Source organism: Marinococcus luteus (genome assembly GCF_034497705.1).
Taxonomy (GTDB): Bacteria; Bacillota; Bacilli; order Bacillales; family Marinococcaceae; genus Marinococcus; species Marinococcus luteus_A.
This window is the reverse complement of the sequence record NZ_JAXRUV010000001.1, coordinates 179949-196354: the sequence shown is the minus strand read 5'-3', so window position 1 is coordinate 196354 and position 16406 is coordinate 179949. Positions and strand designations below refer to the sequence as shown.

The following is a 16406-nucleotide window of genomic DNA, read 5'->3' as shown; positions in this document are numbered from 1 at the left end:
ATTCACCTCCTTTAAATTCGTTCGTTGACCGAAAGCTGCTGTAAAATATCTTCAAACGAGCGTTCTTCTTCTGAAGACTCTTCCTGCATGTTTACCGCTTCCCGCTGTTCTTCAGGTTCTTCTTTCTGTTCTTCTTCTTTATAGAAATCGGGGTGCTCTGCTACTTCGATGCGTTCGACCTGCAGATTCTGTTGCAGGAAGGAATGTCTCAACTTATGCACGCTGCCTTCCACGAGCTCCTGCGCCCCTTTGGAGGTTGTAATCAGCTGGGCGGTCCATTGTCCTTCGATTTTCGTGAGCTTCACATCGAGTCGGCCCAGATGTTCAGGGTGGAGACGAATCGTATAGGAAGCTCCGTTTTTCAGTTGGGCAGCGTTCATCGTCCCGAGCGTCTGCTGAAACTGCTTTAAAAATTCGGCCTGCCGCTTATTTCCTTCAGACGCCGGCGGGAGCTGAATCACAAGCGGTGTGTTCAGCTGAAGCGCTCTCGCCTCTCCCACTCCCGCTGTTGCTGCTGGAGAGTATGAAGTTTTCCCTGAGTCGCCGCGGATGCTCTGCAGAATCTGCTCAAGCTGCTTAGTAAACGCTTCATTCCAACCCGCATCTGCGGTTGAAGACGCCGACGGCTGCTTTTTCACCAGAGCCGAAAGACTTTGCATGAACGCGGTCAGCTGCCTTTCCGACTGTTCTCCAGTGGATGGCTGAAGAGCTTTCGGCACCCATGTGCCTGGCTGTTCCCGTTCACTGAGATATTTCTGCCACTGCTGAAGGTCTCTTTTTATCATCTGGATATCGGCGTCTGCCACCGCTGACCTCCCGTTAGCAGGGCTCATCCATCCGGCTGGCACCTGTGGCAGTAACTGTGGCCGCTTCTCAGCGCTGCTTTTGGCGTCGGCCTGCTGGTCCAAAAAGGAAATCAGCTGCCGGACCTCCGCCGTTTTTCTCGGAAACAGGATATCGATCTTTTCCATCGGGGACATTTCCTTCTGCGCTAGCGCCCTTGCCGGCTGACCATTCTTCTGTTTTGCCTTGAGGCCGTCTTCCTTTATCGGTGCTCCGGCGGCCACTGCCGATGCTGCAAGAGCAGCTTCTGGGAGCACATCCTCTGTTTTATCTGATAAAACTTTTGAAAAAAGCGCAGCCATTTCATTCAGACGGCTCGTAAATACTTCTTCTGTCTGTTTTTTTCCCTCCCCCTCCATGGCTTTGGAGAGCAGTGCTCCGGCGGCCTCCTGCAGCTTTTCTGCTGCCACCTGTATAGCCTGCTGATTGCGAGGAGCAAGGTCGTTAAACCGGGCTGCCAGCTGTTCGAGCACAGGCAATTCTGCTTTCCCAGCTCCATCTTTTCCTGCAGCTGTTTCTCCATCTGGAGAATGAAGAACAGCGGCAAGCTTTGTGAAAATATTTTCCATTTCCGCCGGCATTTCTTCGGGCGTTTCTTCCTTCACTGGTCCTTCACCGCCCTGTTCGTTACGTACGAGCTCAGCGATAAACATCACGGCTTCCTCAAATTCGGGATGCTGTTCCATCAGCGCATTGATCGTTTCCGGATCTGCTTCGATGGCTTCCATTATCTGCTCAGCAGAAGGCCCGGCATTTTCTGTTCCTTTTTCCATAACCGGCTGTTTGCCCGTTAATGCGGCGGCACCGGCAAACAGAGCGGCAAATGCTGACGGACCGCCTCCTGTCTGAGCGGGTACGAGCGCAGCGGCCTGGCCTGGCGACGCCGGCCGGCCGGTAATTGCTGTCTCCATAGCGGTCTCCTTTCTTTTACTGTTCCAGGTCGAGGCCTTCAACCCCCGAGACAACGGAAGCAGCAAGCTCCTCATCCATCTCTTCGAGTATGGCGGCCTGTTCCTCCGGCTGCAGCGTGTACAAATGCTGGACAATAACTTCAGTTTCCTGCTGTTCGAGCACCGCTGCCGCAGTTGCCGGCTTCATTTCCTCGTAAATTTTCTGGGCTGAACCGGTGTTCCCGCCGCTTTCTTCCTCTTCATCATTCTCTTCAGTTTCTGATTCGAGCGTCAGTTCCTCAAGCTCTTCTTCCACGCTTTCAAGCTCCCGCTCCCGTTCATCAAGCCTCTGCTGCAGTTCGACGATTTCCTCTTCCTTGGCTTTGAGTTCTTCACCGGAAGCTCCGGCGTCATCGGCACTTTCTTCGCTGCCGGTGACCGACTTCACTACGTCCTGGCCGAGCTGAGTGACATTTATCCCCATAAAGGACATAACAGCCACCGACAGAACAATGGCGAAAAGAAGCGGGATAAGAAACAGCATGAAAAACCATTGAAAAAAACTGCCTTTTTTCTTTTCTTTTTCAGCCATAATGCTGCACCGTCTGCTTCTGGAGATACATTTGCACCGCTGTGTCATCCATGGCCATACGCTCGTTCCGCTTTAATTTTTCCATATGCTTTGCTTCTTCTTTTTCTTTTATCAGCTCAAGCTTCCGGTTTTCACGCCATGCTTCCTGCATCGCTTTTTCTTCACGCTGCATCATCCAGCGAGCTTTGCTCACCGCTTCTTCGAGAACGGCTGCTTCCCGTTCATACATATGCAGCATTTTTTCCTGCTGACGAAGCTCCCGTACCGTCACCCCCCGGGTCATTTTCTCCCGGTTTATTTCTTCTGCGTGCTCTTTGGAACGGAGCATTTCATAGAGGGTGCCTGCTTTCTGCTCAAACTCGTCCACTGCCTCATTGTAGGATTTTACCTTCTGGTCTTTTTCGCGGTCTCTCAGCTGCAGCAGCTGTTCTAAAGAAAATTGGTAGGACATTAGGATGCTCCTTTCTCCATAACTTTTTGCAGCTTTTGCAGCGTCTGTTCCATCGTCGATGCTTCCATCGACCGCTGCTGAATAAGTGCTTCAACGGCAGGTAATTTTTCGAGTGCCTCGTCTGTTTCGGGCGAGCTGCCTTTGCGGTAGGCCCCGATTCGTATAAGGTCTTCTGCTTCCCGGTAAGCCGCAAGCCAGCTTTTTACTTTCGAGGCTGCCTCCTGATGAGCTTTATCCGTAATTTCTGACATCACCCGACTGACGCTTTGAAGCACGTCGATGGCCGGAAAATGATTTTTGTTGGCAAGCGACCGTTCGAGTACAAAGTGACCGTCGAGAATACCGCGTACGGCATCGGCAATTGGCTCGTTCATGTCGTCCCCGTCCACAAGCACCGTATAAAACGCGGTAATCGAGCCTTCGTTACTTGTGCCAGTCCGCTCAAGCAGTCCCGGCAGGAGAGCAAATACTGACGGCGGGTATCCTTTTGTCGTAGGAGGCTCGCCAATCGCAAGGCCGATTTCTCTTCGTGCCATCGCAAACCGGGTGATGGAGTCCATCATGAAATTGACCTTTTTTCCTTTGGAGCGAAAATATTCGGCAATGGCTGTCGCCGTGTAGGCTCCCTGGATCCGCATCGAAGCGGGCTGGTCCGAAGTCGCTACGATCAGCACTGATCTGGCCATGCCCTCTTCTCCCAGGTCGCGTTCGATAAAATCCCGGACCTCGCGCCCACGTTCTCCGATAAGCGCGATTACATTAATGTCGGCTTCCGTGTAGCGCGTGATCATCGAAAGCAGGGTGCTTTTTCCGACACCGCTTCCGGCAAAGATGCCTATCCGCTGGCCTTCGCCCATCGTGAGCAGACTGTCAATCACTCTTACACCAGTCGGCATGACGTTTTTAATCCTTGGCCGCTCAAGCGGAGCAGGCGGTGCTGCCTCCGAAGAAACGCTGACCAGCCCTTCCGGAAGCTCCTGATGATCCATCGGCTCTCCCATGCCATTTAGCACGCGCCCGATCAGCCCTGCTCCTGCCTTGATTTTCAATGGCTTGCCGGTGGCTTCGACCGTACAACCCGGGCTGATGTTTTTTAACGACTCCAACGGCATCAGCAGCACGTATTCCTGCCGGAAACCAACTACTTCAGCGGCCGTGGAACTGTCGCTTCCCACGCCATATATGTAGCAGATGTCACCAACGTTTGTTTTCGGTCCGCGCGACTCCACCATTAATCCAATCACCCGTTCCACACTTCCGTAGGAACGGTACAGAGACATTTGTTTCACCTGTTTCGCTGCATGCTCTGCTCTCATACCGGCATGCCTTCTTTAACAACAGCCTGGAGCTGTTTTTTTAATTCCTTGAGCTGAGTGTCAAGGGAAACGTCGAGTTTTCCGAAGTCCGTTTCGAGCACGCATTGCCGCTCTTTCATCTGCGCGTCCGGATAAATGGTCACCTTCTGGTCGCTTCCGGCCGCGTTTTGCAGCTCTTCTTTATATATTCGCACTTCTTCATAATCTTCCGCGCTGACGAGCACCCGGATGTTGCCCTGCTCACGAAGAGAGCTGACTGCCGTCGAGAGCTGCATCCGCCAGTGTTCATCCGGCAGCCATTCCGGTCCCAGCATTTTTTCAAGTGCCTGCACCGCAATATCGATCGCTGTCGGTTCGGCTTCGTTCAGGCGCTCATGAAAGGCCTGTTCCGCAGATTCTATGATTCGTCCGGCATGGCTAATCTTTTCCTGCCACGCTTCGAAGCCTTTTTCCTCCCCACTTTTAAAACCCTCGGCATATCCTTGCTGCTTGGCCTCTTCGGCCCATGCAGCAATACGCTCCTCAGCGCCTTTTTCTTCCTGTGTGATTTTTTCCTGGGTTTCCTTCCAGACCTGTTCGGCCTGCTCATGCAGCCGCCTGGCCTGCTCTTTTAACTGTTCTGCCTGACGCTGCTGGAGAAAATGCTCATCGATCTGCGGGGCCGTTTCTTCATACACGATTTTTCTCGGTGCAATGGTTCGGTGCTCTGCGCTGACGTGCGTGCGAAATACGTTAGACAATAACATCATCTCCTCCGCCGCGGGCGATTACAATTTCCCCCGTTTCTTCAAGTCTGCGGATAATACCGACAATTCTCGACTGTGCTTCTTCTACATCACGCAGTCTTACCGGCCCCATAAATTCCATTTCCTCCTGGAACGTTTCGGCCATCCGCTGGGACATGTTCTGGAAAACGACTTCTTTCACCTGCTCGCTTGCCACCTTAAGGGCAAGCTGCAGATCGTCGTTATTGACGTCGCGTACCACCCGCTGAATCGAGCGGTTATCAAGCGCCACCACGTCTTCAAACACGAACATCCGCTTTTTGATTTCTTCGGCCAGCTCCGGATCCTCCTGTTCCAGGGATTCAAGAATAATCTTTTCCGTGCTGCGGTCCACCCCGTTCAGCACTTCTACGACGGATTCAATGCCTCCCGCTTCGGTGAAATCCTGGGTGACGGACGTGGAAAGCTTTTGTTCAAGCACTGCTTCCACTTCGCTTACGATCTCCGGTGAAGTCCGGTCCATTTTTGCAATGCGGCGGGCCACATCGGTCTGCTGCGTCTCAGGCAGCTCCGACAAAATCTGGCCCGCCTGCCCCGGCTCTAAGTAGGAAAGCACAAGAGCGATTGTCTGCGGATGCTCATTTTGAATGAAGTTCAGCACCTGGGAAGGCTCAGCTTTACGGGCAAAATCAAACGGCTTTACCTGCAGCGATGACGTGAGGCGGTTGATCATATGCATCGCTTCCTCTTCTCCAAGCGCTTTTTCAAGCACGCTTTTGGCGTAGCCGATGCCTCCCTGGGAAATGTAATCCTGAGCAATGGCTATTTGATGAAATTCATTCATTACCTCTTCTTTTTTCGAGCTCTCCACTTTTCGTACGTTCGCGATTTCAAGCGTCAGCTTTTCAATCTCGTCTTCCCGTAAATGCTTATATACTTCGGCTGAAACGTCCGGCCCCAATGAAATGAGCAGCACAGCTGCCTTTTGTTTCCCGGTCAGCGTTTCTTTTCTTTTCTGCAATTGCCGCTCCCCCTTTTAATCATCGGACAGCCAGGAACGAAGCAGCTTTGAAAATTCTTCCGGCTTTTCCTTTGCTAACTTCTCGAGCTGGTTTCGTTTCATTTCTTCCTCGGTCATTTCCCGGCTGCTTTCCAGGTCAGGGACGTCGCGCTGTTCAAATTCCACAGCCTGAATGGTTTCTTCTTTAGCTTCTGCTGGCTTTTTCCGACGTACAAGCCATACCACTAATACGATAAGACCAGCAGCGCCGACAGCCATTAACGCATATGCCCACCACGGAAGGCCGCCTGCTTCCTGATCGATCTCTTCTGCGCCGAGGAAGGTCTGGGAGGAAATAGAGACTTTTTCTTCTACATCCATCTCCTCGCCTTCCACCTCAAGATATTCTTTATCGATGCTCGTACTGATGACGGTCTCAAGCATCGCCTGCATGTTATCCACCGTTTCCGGCTCTAAAGAATTCGGGTCCTCCGGATCCGGCGGCTCCACCATGACCTGAATACCGAGGTCGCGCAGCTTGTACGGACTCTCCTGAATCTCTTTATGTATACGGTTCACTTCGTAGTTGATTCGTTCTTCGGTCCGCTCTGAGTCACCGGCTGCTTCTGTACCGGCAGGGTAGTTGGCTACGTCTTCCTCCCCCGCACCTGCTTCGCCCTCTTCGAGCGGATCAACACCTTCGTAGGCTTCCGCAACTTCTTCGGCACTCACGGCAATGCCTTCCATCGTTTCTTCATCCACCGGCTCCACCAGGTCTTCCTCCCGGTTTTCTTTCGTAAAGTCGATGTCTGTCGTTACTGATACCATTACTTTATTCTGGCCGGCTACCGTACCGAGCATTTGCTGTACGTCACGGCGGATGTCTTTTTCGATATCCTGCTGGACCGCACGCTGGTCCTCGTATTCATTCATAGCGGAACCAGAGGACCCGTTTTCTTCATATGTATAATAGTTCATGCTTGTATCACTGATATCAATGTTTTCCACCGGCAGATCGGGCACACTTTTGGATACAAGGTTGTACAGGGTTTTCACCTGCTCCTGATCCAGTTCTCCGGTGCCGCTCAAATCAACGGTTACCGATGCCGTAGCTGCTTCTGCCTCCTCGGCTACCCATGTGGCCTCCTCCGGCATGTTAATCATGACATCGGTGCTTTCCACCGCGTCCATGTTGGAAATCAACGCCTCAAGCTCGGTCTGCAGCGCCGCCCGCTCCATGACGGAAAATTCATTGTCCGTCATTCCAAAGCCGGTCTGGTCTTCAATAAAGCTGTAGTCGATCGCCCCGTCCTGCGGAAGCCCCTCAGCCGCCAGGTCCACCTTTAACGTATCCACCTGATCCTTCGGTACGCTGATGGTAGTCCCTTCGTTCGATATTTCATACTTCACTCCGCGGGTGTCGAGCGTTTCTTTGATGCTCCCTGCTGTTTCCGGTGCCAGATCGGTGTAAAGAGGCTCAAAGTTTGTCCGCGAAAACAGCATTATGCTGATGAGGAGAAAAAGAAAGATCGCCGTCGTGCCAAAGATATATATTCTCTTTTGTTTTTTACTGCGGCTGCTCCAATACGTTTTCGCCTTTTGGCTGTATTCTTTCCATTTTTCTTTCATAACTCCGCTTCATACCTTCCTCTTTACGATTACACCTGCATCCGCATCATTTCTTTGTAAGCTTCCACCGCCTTGTTTCTCACCTCGGTGGCCGTCTGCATGTAGACACTTCCTTTTTCCGCAGCAATCATTACATCATGCAGATTATCAGCTTCGCCGGTCACCAGTTTTTCTGTCATCCGATCCGACTCGAGCTGGGCTTCATTGACTTTACTCATCGCCTCGCTCATTGCTTTTTGAAACGAATCACCGGTTTCTTTTACCGATGCCTGGCCCGCCTCATTTGCTGCTTTCATTACCGGGGCCTGTACATTTGGGATTTCCATCCGTATTCCTCCCTCCTCGGTTAGTTTTTACCGATTTCAAGTGCTTTCATCATCATATTTTTATTGGCATTAAGTGCCGTAACGTTTGCCTCATACGAGCGTGAGGCCGAGGTCAAATCCGTCATTTCTTTTAAAGGGTCCACATTTGGCATCTGTACGTAGCCTTCTTCATTGGCATCGGGATGCTCAGGCTGGTAAACCTCATCAAAAGGGGCATCATCTACACCTATTTCTGACACCCGCACGCCGCCCTGATCATTTAATGCTTTCGTTAAATTCGACTGAAAGGAATTCTCCTGCTTTGGGCTCATGGAAACGGTTTTGCGCTGGTACGGCTGCCATTCCCCATCGACGAGGCGGCCTCTTGTGGAATCTGCATTCGCAAGGTTGGAGCTCACGACATCCATTCTTAGACGCTGAGCCGTCAGGGCCGAACCGGAGGCTTGAATCCCATTAAAAATAGACATGATTATGACCCTCCCCGGATAGCTGATTTAATACCGCCAAATTTTCCGTTAATACGGTCAATTATGGCGTTATAATGCAGTTGGTTCTCCGAAAGCTCGGTCATTTCTTTGTCAATGTCTACATTGTTTCCGTTATTGTTGTATGTATTGCCCTTCTGCTCGTACACGCCTGGAGAATTTTGATTATTCTGAAAAGAGAAGTGTTTTGCGTCTGTCCGCACAGCTTCCATTTGACTGCTGCTTTCTTCTTTTAGCATGTCCTGAAAGGAAACTTCCTTTGCTTTATAGTTCGGGGTGTCAATATTGGCTATATTATCCGTGATTGCCTTCTGTCTGAGCGATGCTCCTTCGACACCCGCCTGTAATTTCTGCCATGCCCCGGATTGGAACAGTTCCATTTTCTCACCTCTGGGTTTTTAATTAATACTAAAGGTTTAGTTATTTACTTTTATATGAGCATTACTTCCTAAATTGTATAGAAAAAATGTACATTTGTCTAATCAATATTTCTTTTTCAGCATTTCAGTAACTTCCGGCTAAGCAGATAAACTATTTTTAAGTAGTTCTTTTATCTTTATTGTGCTTATTTATTGTATAGTATTTCGTTTTCAGTAGTATAAATCGCACTCCGTTTATTGCATTTTAGTTTAAGAACCAAAAAATGCGGCCCCTTAAAGGGACCGCACTAAAAATTTAATCGTTATTTTTAATTTTCTCGAGTTCATACAAAAACTTGTTGTTTAATACTTTGATATAGGTCCCCTTCATGCCGAGGGATCTTGATTCGATCACGCCGGCGCTTTCAAGCTTACGCAGGGCGTTGACGATCACGGAGCGGGTAATGCCGACACGGTCGGCAATTTTACTTGCTACAAGCAGCCCTTCCTTGCCGTCGAGTTCTTCGAAAATATGCTCTACCGCTTCGAGTTCGCTGTAGGAAAGAGAGCTGATAGCCATCTGCACAACGGCTTTACTTCTTGCTTCCTCTTCAATTTCCTGTGTTTTTTCATGAAGGATTTCCATACCGACCACAGTCGCTCCGTATTCGGCGAGGATCAGATCATCATCATCAAACGTTTCGCTTAACCGGGCCAGAACGAGCGTGCCAAGACGCTGGCCGCCGCCAACGATCGGTACAATCGTTGTCAGGCCGGACGCAAATAATTCAGCGCTTTCCTGTGGAAATGCCGTGTATTCACTTTGTACGTCCAGATTCGGCGAGGTTTCATTGATGCTGAACAAACCGGAGGTGTATTCCTGTGGAAACTGGCGCTCCTCTAAAATCCGCTGCATTTTTTCATGCTCGATTTCCTGTTCGATCGAGTAGCCGAGCAGCTTTCCACGGCGGCTGACCACAAACACATTGGCTCCGATAATTTCCTGAAGGGTTTCGGCCATATCTTTAAAATTGACGTGGTCTCCCTGTGTTTTCTGTAACATTTCATTAATTCTTCTGCTTCTCGTTAACAAATCCATGCTGATTCTCCTCCTGATTTATGCTACAAAATGTACCGGCTGACGTCCCGGTCCCTGGCGATCGTTGCCAGTTTATCATTGACGTACTCCGGCGTAATGGTGATAGCGTCCATGGTAATTTCCGGAGCCTCGAAGGACAGATCTTCGAGCAGTCTTTCAAGCAGCGTGTGCAGCCGTCGTGCGCCGATGTTTTCTGTCTGCTGATTGACCGCTTCCGCTAATTCCGCAATAGTATCGACAGCTTCGTCTGTAAACGTCACTTCAATACCTTCGGTGCGGATGAGTGCCTGGTACTGCTTGGTCAGAGCCTGGTCCGGCTCCCGCAAGATCCGGGCAAAGTCTGCTGCCCCTAAGTTATCTAATTCGACACGCACCGGAAATCTTCCTTGCAGCTCAGGAATTAAATCGGAAGGCTTGGCCGTATGAAAAGCACCGGCTGCGATAAACAGCATATGGTCGGTGCGCACCGGACCGTACTTGGTATTGACCGTCGAGCCTTCCACAATCGGCAGAATGTCCCGCTGTACGCCTTCGCGCGAAACGTCCGCACTGCTGCTTTCCTTTTTACCGGTCACTTTATCAATTTCATCCAGGAACACAATTCCCAGCTGCTCCGCCCGGTAAACAGCTTCCGTGCTCACCTCGTCCATATCGATCATTTTCTGGGCTTCCTGCTCGGTCAGCACCTTTCGTGCTTCGCGCACGGGGAGGGTGCGGCTGCTCGTTTTCTTCGGCATCATGTTCCCGAGCATCTCCTGCATGTTCATACCCATCTGCTCCATGCCGCCGCCCTGAAACATGTCACCCATGGATCCGGACTGCTGTTCGACCTCTATGGTTACTTTACGGTCTTCAAGCTCACCCATTTCCAGCTGCTTCTGCAGCTGCCGGCGCTGCTCGCGAAGATCACTGTTATCCGCGGTGTCTGTCTCTTCTTCTTCCTCGTTGTCCTCATTCTGCTGAAAAAGCATCCCGAACGGATTGCCGGAGTTGCTGTCCGCCTGACGATTTTTGCGTTTTCTCGGGGCAAGCAGCCGGACAATTTTTTTATTCGCAGCTTTTTCTGCTTTTTCCTGTACGGAGGCTGTTTTTTCTTCCTTTACAATCCGTACGGCAACCTCCACCAGATCCCGGATCATCGATTCCACGTCGCGGCCGACATAGCCGACTTCTGTAAATTTTGTGGCTTCCACCTTTGAAAACGGGGCGCCGACAAGCTTCGCAATCCGGCGGGCAATTTCTGTTTTACCTACGCCCGTCGGTCCGATCATCAGAATATTTTTCGGCGTTACTTCCTCCTGAAGCTGTTCGGGCAGCTTGCTTCTGCGGTACCGGTTGCGAAGAGCTACCGCAACAGACCGTTTCGCTTCATTCTGGCCAATAATATATTGATCGAGCCGTTCTACAATCTGTTTGGGTGTCATCGAAATTTCCATTAATAAGCCCCCTTAGCGGACTATGTTTTAAGATTCCAAATCTTCAACTATGATTTCATGGTTGGTGAAAACACATATATCTGCTGCTGTCTCAAGCGAAGCCTCAGCCATTTCCCGGGCGGTCAGGTGCGTGGCATGCTTTTTGAGTGCCCGTCCGGCACTGAGCGCAAAATTGCCCCCGGAGCCGATCGCAAGCATATTATCATCAGGCTCTATTACTTCTCCTGTGCCCGCGACCAAAAGCATGGTGGATTTATCCATAACAATGAGCATCGCTTCCAGACGCCGCAGCGTCTTATCGCTGCGCCAATCCTTGGCAAGCTCAACGGCAGCACGCTGCAGATTGCCGCTCCACTGCTCGAGTTTTTCTTCAAACAAGTCAAACAGTGTAAACGCGTCAGCTACCGATCCGGCAAAGCCGGCGAGAACTTTCCCGTTGTACAGCCGTCTCACTTTTCGTGCCGTATGCTTCATGACCACCTGCTGGCCGAGCGTCACCTGGCCGTCACCGGCCATCGCTCCTTTACCGTCGTGATGGACTGCGTATATGGTTGTGGCGTGAAAGGATGGTTCCATTAGTTATTCACGCTTCCTTTCTGCTCTTGGATGTGCATGTCGATACACATCCTGAAGCCGTTCTTTCGTTACATGAGTATAAATCTGGGTTGTGGATAAATTGGCATGGCCGAGAAGATCCTGCACGACCCGCAGGTCTGCCCCGTGATTGAGCAGATGTGTCGCAAACGTATGCCTCAGATCATGAGGAGAAATACGGAGCGTGCTTGAGACCTTTTTCACCCGTTCGTTGATGACATGGCGGAATCCGCGATCGGTCAGAGGACCGCCCCGGGCGTTTAAAAACAGCTGGCCGGTCGGCGCGCTGCTTTTAGCTGCCAGCTCCGGACGCACGTTCATTTTGTACAGCTCGACGGCTTCCTGGGCAAAGCTTCCTACCGGCACGTACCTCTCCTTCCGGCCTTTTCCCTTCACCAGAATGGTGCCAAGATAGTCATCGAGGTCATCGGCCTGCAGCTGCTGGCATTCGCTGATGCGCATGCCTGTCGCATAAAGCAGCTCCATAATGGCTTTATCCCTGATATCAAGCGGCTTGCTCAAATCAAATGAAGCAAACAGCGATTCAATCTCTTCTTCATATAAAAAGTGGGGAAGCGGCCGCTCTTTTTTCGGATGGCTCGCACCGATGAACGGATTTTGTTCAATATATTCTTCACGCTGCAGATAGCGGAAATACGCACGCAGCGCGGAGATTTTCCGCGCTACTGTCGCCCTTGCATACGAGCGGTCGTACATGCTGCTGTAGTAGAGGCGGACGAGCGTTGGATCAACCTCCTCCACGTACTTCCAGCCCTCCTGCTGCATAAACGCTTCAAATTCAATCAAGTCCTGTTCGTAAGCTGTTTTCGTATAAGAGGAAATGTTTTTTTCAAGCTCCAGATAGCGGAAAAATTCTTCCCTCCAGGTTAATAGCGGGTTCATCAGCTTTTTGCTCCTTTGCGCTTTCGTCTTCCTTCTGCGGTTCTGTTGCCGTCTTATGAAGACAAAAGCTAGTAAATCGTATCATAAACCCTGCAGCCTAGCAATCATATTTGGACTTTTTTCTTAAAATTCTGAATGGCATCCAGAGCCCGTTCTGCGTAGTATTCATTGCGTTCCCGCTTGTTTTTGATTTTCTGCTCCGGGGCGGGCAGCAGGCCGAAGTTGGCGTTCATCGGCTGAAAGTTTTTGGCGCCGGCCGTCGTAATATAGTGACTCATGGCCCCGATCACCGTTTCCTTCGGGAAGGTGTCCGTTTCTTCCTGCAAATATTGTTTAGCCGCATTCCATCCGGCGACCAGCCCGGAAGCAGCTGATTCCACGTAGCCTTCCACCCCGGTAATCTGTCCGGCGAAGAACAAATCGCTGCGGGCTTTCGTCTGATAGGTCGGATTCAGGAAGTTCGGGGAATTCAAAAATGTATTCCGGTGCATCACGCCGTAGCGGACGATGTCGGCATTTTCAAGCCCGGGGATTAAGCGGATTACTTCCTTTTGCGGTCCCCATTTGAGATGCGTCTGGAAGCCGACAATGTTAAAGAGCGTCCCTTCCTGGTTGTCCTGGCGCAGCTGCACGACGGCGTGCGGGCGCTCCCCTGTTTCCGGGTGCTCCAGGCCGACCGGCTTCATCGGGCCAAACAGCAGGGTCTTTTTGCCTCTGCGGGCAATTTCCTCGACCGGCATACAGCCTTCAAAAAAGATGTTTTTCTCAAATTCACGCAGCGGAACAACTTCTGCTTCCACCAGTGCATCGTAGAAGCGGTCAAATTCCTCTTCTGTCATCGGACAGTTGATGTACGCTGCTTCCCCTTTATCGTACCGGGATTTTACATACGCTTTGTCCATATCGATGCTGTCTGTTTCCACAATCGGTGCCGCTGCATCGTAAAAGTACAAATGCTCTTCGCCGGTCAGGTTAAAAATATCCTCAGAGAGCGACTCAGTGGTCAGCGGACCTGTGGCAATAATTGCCGGTTCATCCGGTATGTGGGTCACTTCCTCCGATACCACTTCCACGAGCGGGTGATTTTTTACTTTTTCCGTGACCTTCGCGGCAAATTCATGCCGGTCTACGGCAAGAGCGCCGCCTGCAGGTACCGACGCCGCGTCTGCCGCCTCGATAATCACGCTGTCGAGATTCCTCATTTCTTCCTTTAATACGCCGACGGCATTTGTAAGGTTGTTGGCCCGAAGGGAATTACTGCAGACCAGCTCCGCAAATTTATCGGTATGATGGGCGGCCGTCTGTTTGTTCGGACGCATTTCGTGAAGCCTGACCGGCACGCCCTGTTTTGCAAGCTGCCATGCCGCTTCGCTTCCGGCAAGCCCTGCACCGACGATGTGAACAGGTGTACTTTTCATGATAAAAACTCCTTTCCCTTTTGAAAGCGCAGGCAACTATTCCTTTCGGAAGCAGTCAGACCTGCGCTGTAACCAGTCATTTTTAATTTGGTTCTTCCTTATAATCACATTCAGAGCACTGGACGTGTACGCCTTTTTTCGTCTTTTTCTCTACAAGCATATTTTCACATTTCGGACACGGGCGGGCAATCGGTTTATCCCAGGAAACAAATTCGCAGTCCGGGTACCGGTCGCAGCCGTAAAAGATCCGCTTTTTCTTACTTCGGCGTTCAACGACATTTCCCTCTTTACATTTCGGGCATTTCACGCCAATATCTTTGACAATCGCTTTCGTATTACGGCATTCCGGGAAATTGGAGCAGGCCATAAACTTTCCGTAACGGCCCATTTTATATACCATCGGATGTCCGCACTGCTCGCAGTCTTCGCCTGCCGGCTCATCTTTAATTTCGACTTCTTCCATTTCTTCCTCGGCTTTTTTCAGCCTTGGCTCAAATCCCTGGTAAAATTCATCGATAATCTCGATCCAATTTTGTTTTCCTTCTTCAATGTAGTCAAGATCGTTTTCCATCTTTGCGGTAAATTCCACATCGAGAATTTCCGGGAAAAATTCCACAACCAGATCCATGACAATTTCACCGAGTTCAGTCGGCACGAAACGCTTTTCTTCAAGCGCTACGTAGTTCCGGCGCTGCACAGTGTCGAGCGTCGGGGCATACGTTGACGGCCGGCCGATGCCCATTTCCTCCATCGTGCGAACGAGCCGGGCTTCTGTGTAACGCGGCGGCGGCTGGGTGAAATGCTGATTTTCTTCCATATCCGTCCGGGTGACCATCTGGCCCTCCTGAAGATCCGGAAGCATTTTATCCTCTTCTTTTTTTCCGTCATCCTGGCCTTCCACGTACACCTTCATAAAGCCGGGGAATTTCACTTTGGACCCGGTCGCCCGGAACAGCACGCCTTCATTATCAAGGTCCACCGACATGGTGTCCATAACAGCCGGAGCCATTTCACTAGCCACCAGACGTTCCCAGATGAGCTTGTACAGCCGGTACTGGTCTCTTGAAAGCGAGCTTTTCACCTGTTTTGGTTCATACATGATCGATGTCGGCCGGATCGCCTCGTGGGCATCCTGACTGTTGCTGCTTTTAGTATTCTTTCGCTCGCCATGGCGGATGTATTCTTCGCCGTACTTTTCCGTAATAAACGTCCGGGCTTCTTCCTTGGCGGTTTGGGAAACCCTGGTGGAGTCTGTCCGCATATAGGTGATTAAACCGACAGTGCCAGCCGGTTTACCCAGGTCAATACCTTCATACAGCTGTTGGGCCACCATCATCGTCTTTTTCGCACGGAAATTCAGCTTTCTCGCTGCCTCCTGCTGCAGGGACGAGGTCGTGAACGGCTGCACCGGATTACGTTTACGTTCTTTTCTCGTAACCTTTGTTACTTCAAACTGATCGCCTTTCATCTTTTGAAGCACGCCGTCAACGTCTTCCCGGGAGGCAAGCGCCTGCTTTTCTTTCGCTGTGCCGTGAAATTTCGCCTCAAATTCCGCATCCCCGTCCGAGAACGTTCCATTAATACTCCAGTATTCTTCCGGAATAAACGCCTTAATTTCTTTTTCCCGGTCAATAATCATCTTCACAGCAATCGACTGCACCCGGCCGGCGCTCAGTCCCTTTTTCACTTTCTTCCATAGTAATGGACTGATGTTGTAGCCGACGAGCCGGTCAAGTATCCGGCGGGCCTGCTGGGCGTCCACCAGATCCATATTGATGGATCGGGGGTGCTTAAACGCATCCTTCACCGCCGTTTTTGTAATTTCGTTAAAAACAACACGGCATTCCGAATCTTCATCAATGTTTAAGCTGTGCGCCAGGTGCCAGGCAATGGCTTCACCCTCTCTGTCAGGGTCGGCTGCGAGATATACTTTTTTCGCTTTTTTTGCAGCCGTTTTTAATTCTTTTAAAACTGGACCTTTCCCGCGTATCGTTATATATTTCGGGTCATAATTGTTTTCAGTGTCGACTCCCATTTGGCTTTTCGGCAGATCTCTTACGTGCCCCATTGAAGCTTTCACCGCATATTTTTTCCCTAAATACTTTTCGATTGTTTTTGCTTTTGCGGGAGATTCCACGATGACTAAATAGTCGGCCATTCCTCTTCTCCCCTTTGTCTCAATGAAATATTACCATTATTAACTCGAATAAATTACTCTGTCAAATAGTGATGCTTTTATAATCTTGCTCGTTTCAGTGCGTTTTGTGCTTGAAATCACAATTATTCTTTCACAGTTTACTGGACGTGTCTAGCATAACATACGGAAAATTTAAAATTCCG

Annotated in this window: 16 protein-coding genes; all 16 read right to left on the bottom strand. The window is 50.5% G+C overall.

Features of this window, described 5'->3' with window-relative positions:
• Positions 1-11: 11 nt before the first annotated feature.
• Positions 12-1754: a flagellar hook-length control protein FliK gene (locus Q9M42_RS01000; RefSeq protein ID WP_322524670.1), complete on the bottom strand. Its 1743-nt coding sequence runs from the start codon at positions 1752-1754 to the stop codon at positions 12-14.
• Positions 1755-1770: 16 nt separating this feature from the next.
• Complete coding sequence (locus Q9M42_RS00995; protein ID WP_322524669.1) at positions 1771-2325, bottom strand: hypothetical protein; 555 nt, start codon at positions 2323-2325, stop codon at positions 1771-1773.
• On the bottom strand, positions 2318-2776 hold the full coding sequence (fliJ, locus tag Q9M42_RS00990; protein ID WP_322524668.1) for a flagellar export protein FliJ: 459 nt from the start codon (positions 2774-2776) through the stop codon (positions 2318-2320). The genes Q9M42_RS00995 and fliJ overlap by 8 nt, the downstream gene beginning before the upstream one ends.
• Positions 2776-4092, bottom strand: coding sequence for a flagellar protein export ATPase FliI (gene fliI / locus Q9M42_RS00985; protein ID WP_322524667.1), 1317 nt, complete (start codon positions 4090-4092; stop codon positions 2776-2778). The genes fliJ and fliI overlap by 1 nt, the downstream gene beginning before the upstream one ends.
• Entirely contained in the window at positions 4089-4832 is a 744-nt protein-coding gene (gene fliH / locus Q9M42_RS00980) for a flagellar assembly protein FliH (RefSeq protein ID WP_322524666.1), read from the bottom strand. The genes fliI and fliH overlap by 4 nt, the downstream gene beginning before the upstream one ends.
• Positions 4825-5838 carry a flagellar motor switch protein FliG gene (fliG, locus tag Q9M42_RS00975; RefSeq protein ID WP_322524665.1) on the bottom strand — a complete coding sequence of 338 codons (1014 nt, stop codon included), beginning with the start codon at positions 5836-5838 and terminating at the stop codon, positions 4825-4827. Before fliG ends, fliH begins: the two co-directional genes overlap by 8 nt.
• 15 nt (positions 5839-5853) lie before the next feature.
• Positions 5854-7446 (bottom strand): flagellar basal-body MS-ring/collar protein FliF, encoded by a 1593-nt coding sequence (fliF, locus tag Q9M42_RS00970; protein ID WP_322524664.1) that lies wholly within the window; start codon positions 7444-7446, stop codon positions 5854-5856.
• A 29-nt stretch (positions 7447-7475) separates the two neighbouring features.
• The gene (gene fliE, locus Q9M42_RS00965) at positions 7476-7772 is read right to left on the bottom strand and encodes a flagellar hook-basal body complex protein FliE (RefSeq protein ID WP_322524663.1); all 297 of its coding nucleotides are present in this window, start codon (positions 7770-7772) and stop codon (positions 7476-7478) included.
• Between the two features lie 20 nt (positions 7773-7792).
• Positions 7793-8239: a flagellar basal body rod protein FlgC gene (gene flgC, locus Q9M42_RS00960; RefSeq protein ID WP_322524662.1), complete on the bottom strand. Its 447-nt coding sequence runs from the start codon at positions 8237-8239 to the stop codon at positions 7793-7795.
• 2 nt (positions 8240-8241) lie between these two features.
• Complete coding sequence (gene flgB, locus Q9M42_RS00955; protein WP_322524661.1) at positions 8242-8637, bottom strand: flagellar basal body rod protein FlgB; 396 nt, start codon at positions 8635-8637, stop codon at positions 8242-8244.
• A 295-nt stretch (positions 8638-8932) separates the two neighbouring features.
• A complete protein-coding gene (gene codY, locus Q9M42_RS00950; protein ID WP_322524660.1) occupies positions 8933-9715 on the bottom strand; it encodes a GTP-sensing pleiotropic transcriptional regulator CodY in 783 nt (260 codons plus the stop codon).
• A gap of 23 nt (positions 9716-9738) precedes the next feature.
• Complete coding sequence (gene hslU / locus Q9M42_RS00945; protein ID WP_322524659.1) at positions 9739-11151, bottom strand: ATP-dependent protease ATPase subunit HslU; 1413 nt, start codon at positions 11149-11151, stop codon at positions 9739-9741.
• Between the two features lie 27 nt (positions 11152-11178).
• Positions 11179-11727: an ATP-dependent protease subunit HslV gene (gene hslV, locus Q9M42_RS00940; RefSeq protein WP_091610303.1), complete on the bottom strand. Its 549-nt coding sequence runs from the start codon at positions 11725-11727 to the stop codon at positions 11179-11181.
• 3 nt (positions 11728-11730) lie between these two features.
• The gene (xerC, locus tag Q9M42_RS00935; protein ID WP_322524658.1) at positions 11731-12648 is read right to left on the bottom strand and encodes a tyrosine recombinase XerC; all 918 of its coding nucleotides are present in this window, start codon (positions 12646-12648) and stop codon (positions 11731-11733) included.
• A gap of 104 nt (positions 12649-12752) precedes the next feature.
• Positions 12753-14066 carry an FADH(2)-oxidizing methylenetetrahydrofolate--tRNA-(uracil(54)-C(5))-methyltransferase TrmFO gene (trmFO, locus tag Q9M42_RS00930; RefSeq protein WP_322524657.1) on the bottom strand — a complete coding sequence of 438 codons (1314 nt, stop codon included), beginning with the start codon at positions 14064-14066 and terminating at the stop codon, positions 12753-12755.
• A gap of 82 nt (positions 14067-14148) precedes the next feature.
• Positions 14149-16224, bottom strand: a complete 2076-nt coding sequence (gene topA, locus Q9M42_RS00925) for a type I DNA topoisomerase (protein ID WP_322524656.1) — start codon at positions 16222-16224, stop codon at positions 14149-14151.
• Positions 16225-16406: the final 182 nt, after the last annotated feature.

What these genes read in the sequence shown, in the direction of transcription:
- Q9M42_RS01000 (WP_322524670.1), bottom strand. Translation starts at nt 1,754, where the DNA reads ATGGAGACAGCAATTACCGGCCGGCCGGCGTCGCCAGGCCAGGCCGCT.
- Q9M42_RS00995 (WP_322524669.1), bottom strand. Translation starts at nt 2,325, where the DNA reads ATGGCTGAAAAAGAAAAGAAAAAAGGCAGTTTTTTTCAATGGTTTTTC.
- fliJ (WP_322524668.1), bottom strand. Translation starts at nt 2,776, where the DNA reads ATGTCCTACCAATTTTCTTTAGAACAGCTGCTGCAGCTGAGAGACCGC.
- fliI (WP_322524667.1), bottom strand. Translation starts at nt 4,092, where the DNA reads ATGAGAGCAGAGCATGCAGCGAAACAGGTGAAACAAATGTCTCTGTAC.
- fliF (WP_322524664.1), bottom strand. Translation starts at nt 7,446, where the DNA reads ATGAAAGAAAAATGGAAAGAATACAGCCAAAAGGCGAAAACGTATTGG.
- fliE (WP_322524663.1), bottom strand. Translation starts at nt 7,772, where the DNA reads ATGGAAATCCCAAATGTACAGGCCCCGGTAATGAAAGCAGCAAATGAG.
- flgC (WP_322524662.1), bottom strand. Translation starts at nt 8,239, where the DNA reads ATGTCTATTTTTAATGGGATTCAAGCCTCCGGTTCGGCCCTGACGGCT.
- flgB (WP_322524661.1), bottom strand. Translation starts at nt 8,637, where the DNA reads ATGGAACTGTTCCAATCCGGGGCATGGCAGAAATTACAGGCGGGTGTC.
- codY (WP_322524660.1), bottom strand. Translation starts at nt 9,715, where the DNA reads ATGGATTTGTTAACGAGAAGCAGAAGAATTAATGAAATGTTACAGAAA.
- hslU (WP_322524659.1), bottom strand. Translation starts at nt 11,151, where the DNA reads ATGGAAATTTCGATGACACCCAAACAGATTGTAGAACGGCTCGATCAA.
- hslV (WP_091610303.1), bottom strand. Translation starts at nt 11,727, where the DNA reads ATGGAACCATCCTTTCACGCCACAACCATATACGCAGTCCATCACGAC.
- xerC (WP_322524658.1), bottom strand. Translation starts at nt 12,648, where the DNA reads ATGAACCCGCTATTAACCTGGAGGGAAGAATTTTTCCGCTATCTGGAG.
- trmFO (WP_322524657.1), bottom strand. Translation starts at nt 14,066, where the DNA reads ATGAAAAGTACACCTGTTCACATCGTCGGTGCAGGGCTTGCCGGAAGC.
- topA (WP_322524656.1), bottom strand. Translation starts at nt 16,224, where the DNA reads ATGGCCGACTATTTAGTCATCGTGGAATCTCCCGCAAAAGCAAAAACA.